The sequence below is a fragment of the Streptomyces boncukensis genome, from assembly GCF_011045075.1.
Taxonomy (GTDB): Bacteria; Actinomycetota; Actinomycetes; order Streptomycetales; family Streptomycetaceae; genus Streptomyces; species Streptomyces boncukensis.
This window is the reverse complement of record NZ_JAAKZZ010000818.1, coordinates 1-2,177: the sequence shown is the minus strand read 5'-3', so window position 1 is coordinate 2,177 and position 2,177 is coordinate 1. Positions and strand designations below refer to the sequence as shown.

Sequence of the window (2,177 nt, the reverse complement as noted above, 5' to 3'; positions counted from 1 at the left end):
TATAAGAGACAGCCACCGGGGCACCCCGGTGGCCGCCACCCCGTGCCGGGCGTGGGCGCCGGGCGCGGGCACCAGGCCCCGGGCGCCGGCACCAGACCCCGGGCGCCCCGAGAGCGGGGGCGGCGACGGACCGGGTTGGTCAGGCGTTCTTCAGCCCGAGCGGAGCGGCGATCTCCGCCGCCATGACAGCGCCCGCCTCGGCCTCCAGCTCGCCGTCGTCGCTGTCGGCCGCGTCACTGTCCGTGTCCAGCCCGTTCAGCTCGTCGAGCGGGGTATCCAGCCGCACATGCGCGACGAGGGACTGCAGGGCACGCAGCGCGGCCGAGGCGGTCGGGCCCCAGTTCGACAGATAGGAGAACTGCCACCACCACAGCGCCTCGCTCACCCGTCCCGCGCAGTAGTGCGCCATACCGTGCCGCAGATCCGTGACGACGTCGGCGATGTCGTCCGAGATCCGGCAGGCGACGGGCGCCGTGCGCGGCACATACGGGTCGAAGACCTCCGAGTAGACATCGACCGGGTCCAGCAGCGCGGCCAGCTTCTCGCGCAGCTCGTCGACGTCCGGCTCGGGGCCGACATCGGGCTCGTACCGCTCGTCCGGGACGATGTCCTCGTGCGCGCCCAGCCGCCCGCCCGCGAGCAGCAGCTGCGAGACCTCCAGCAGCAGATAGGGCACAGCGCTGTCCGGATCGTCGCCCTTGGCGACCTCGGTGACCGAGACGATGAAGCTCTCGACCTGGTCGGAGATCTGGACGGCGAAGTCGTCCGGCGCGTCCGTGATCGAGTTCAGCGTGGCGTCAGACATCGAGCAACCTTCTCCCCTCAAAGGCCCGCCCCAGCGTGACCTCGTCCGCGTACTCCAGGTCTCCCCCGACGGGGAGACCACTGGCCAGGCGCGTCACCTTCAACCCCATCGCAGAGACCATACGGGCGAGATAAGTGGCCGTGGCCTCGCCCTCCAGATTGGGGTCGGTGGCCAGGATCAGCTCCGTGACGGTGCCGTCCGCGAGACGGGCCAGCAGCTCCCGTATCCGCAGATCGTCCGGGCCGACGCCCTCGATCGGGCTGATGGCCCCGCCGAGCACGTGATACCGGCCCCGGAACTCGCGCGTACGCTCGATCGCGACGACGTCCTTCGGCTCCTCGACCACACAGATGACGGCGGGGTCGCGGCGCGGATCGAGACAGACCCGGCACTGCTCCTCCTGGGCGACGTTGCCGCAGACGGCGCAGAACCGGACCTTCTCCTTCACCTCGGTCAGCGCGTGCGCGAGACGGCGGACGTCGGCGGGCTCGGCCTGCAGGATGTGGAAGGCGATCCGCTGCGCGCTCTTGGGCCCGACGCCGGGCAGTCTGCCCAGTTCGTCGATGAGGTCCTGGACCACGCCTTCGTACACGGATGCTCCTGCTCGTCAGCTCTGCGGCTCTGGGGCTACGGGGCTACGGGGCTCTCGGTCACGAGTACTGCTCTCCGTACCGTAGTTGCCCGTACGGCGGCCTAGAAGGGGAGGCCCGGCAATCCGCCGCCGCCCAGGCCCTGGGCGAGAGGGCCGAGCTTCTGCTGCTGAAGCTCCTGCGCCGCGGCGTTCGCGTCGCGGACGGCCGCGACGACCAGGTCCGCGAGGGTCTCGGTGTCCTCCGGATCCACCGCCTTCGGGTCGATGACCAGGCCCTGGAGCTCCCCGGCGCCGGTCACGGTCGCCTTCACCAGACCACCGCCCGCCGAGCCCTCGACAGGGGTCTGGGCCAGCTCCTGCTGGGCCGCGGCAAGGTCCTGCTGCATCTTCTGAGCCTGCTGCAGCAACTGCTGCATGTCGGGCTGGCCACCACCGGGAATCACGTCTTGGCTCCTGGCTCGATCGACGACGTCGACGTCGTGTGACGTCCTGCTGTTTTGCTGGCTGGCCCGAGCCTACGTGCTGGACGGGGCACGCCGCGCCCCGTCACCGCTCGCTCCCCCGTACGCATGCGTACCGGCCGGCTACTCGTGCTGGAACTCCTCTATGACCGTGGCGCCCAGCTCCCGCACGATCAAATCGTGCCCGGAAAGGGCCGACTCCTCCAGATCTGGGTCGTCCTCATCCGGAATATCGTCTTCGGCGCCGATATACGAGGCGCGGCCGCCCGCGGCGGGAGCGGTGGACTCGGGCCGCCCCGCCGGGGCCGGGGTCGGGTCC

Annotated in this window: 4 protein-coding genes; all 4 read right to left on the bottom strand. The window is 70.7% G+C overall.

Annotation, left to right across the window (positions count from 1 at the left end; genetic code table 11):
• Positions 1-139: 139 nt before the first annotated feature.
• Positions 140-805, bottom strand: coding sequence for a DUF5063 domain-containing protein (locus G5C65_RS35965; protein WP_165303252.1), 666 nt, complete (start codon positions 803-805; stop codon positions 140-142).
• Complete coding sequence (gene recR / locus G5C65_RS35960; protein WP_165303251.1) at positions 798-1,397, bottom strand: recombination mediator RecR; 600 nt, start codon at positions 1,395-1,397, stop codon at positions 798-800. The genes G5C65_RS35965 and recR overlap by 8 nt, the downstream gene beginning before the upstream one ends.
• Positions 1,398-1,498: 101 nt before the next feature.
• Positions 1,499-1,840 carry a YbaB/EbfC family nucleoid-associated protein gene (locus tag G5C65_RS35955; protein WP_165303250.1) on the bottom strand — a complete coding sequence of 114 codons (342 nt, stop codon included), beginning with the start codon at positions 1,838-1,840 and terminating at the stop codon, positions 1,499-1,501.
• Between the two features lie 141 nt (positions 1,841-1,981).
• On the bottom strand, positions 1,982-2,177 hold a 196-nt coding region (locus tag G5C65_RS35950), incomplete at its 5' end, for a hypothetical protein (protein WP_165303249.1).

Coding starts and splice junctions, on each gene's coding strand:
- G5C65_RS35965 (WP_165303252.1), bottom strand. CDS start 805: ATGTCTGACGCCACGCTGAACTCGATCACGGACGCGCCGGACGACTTC.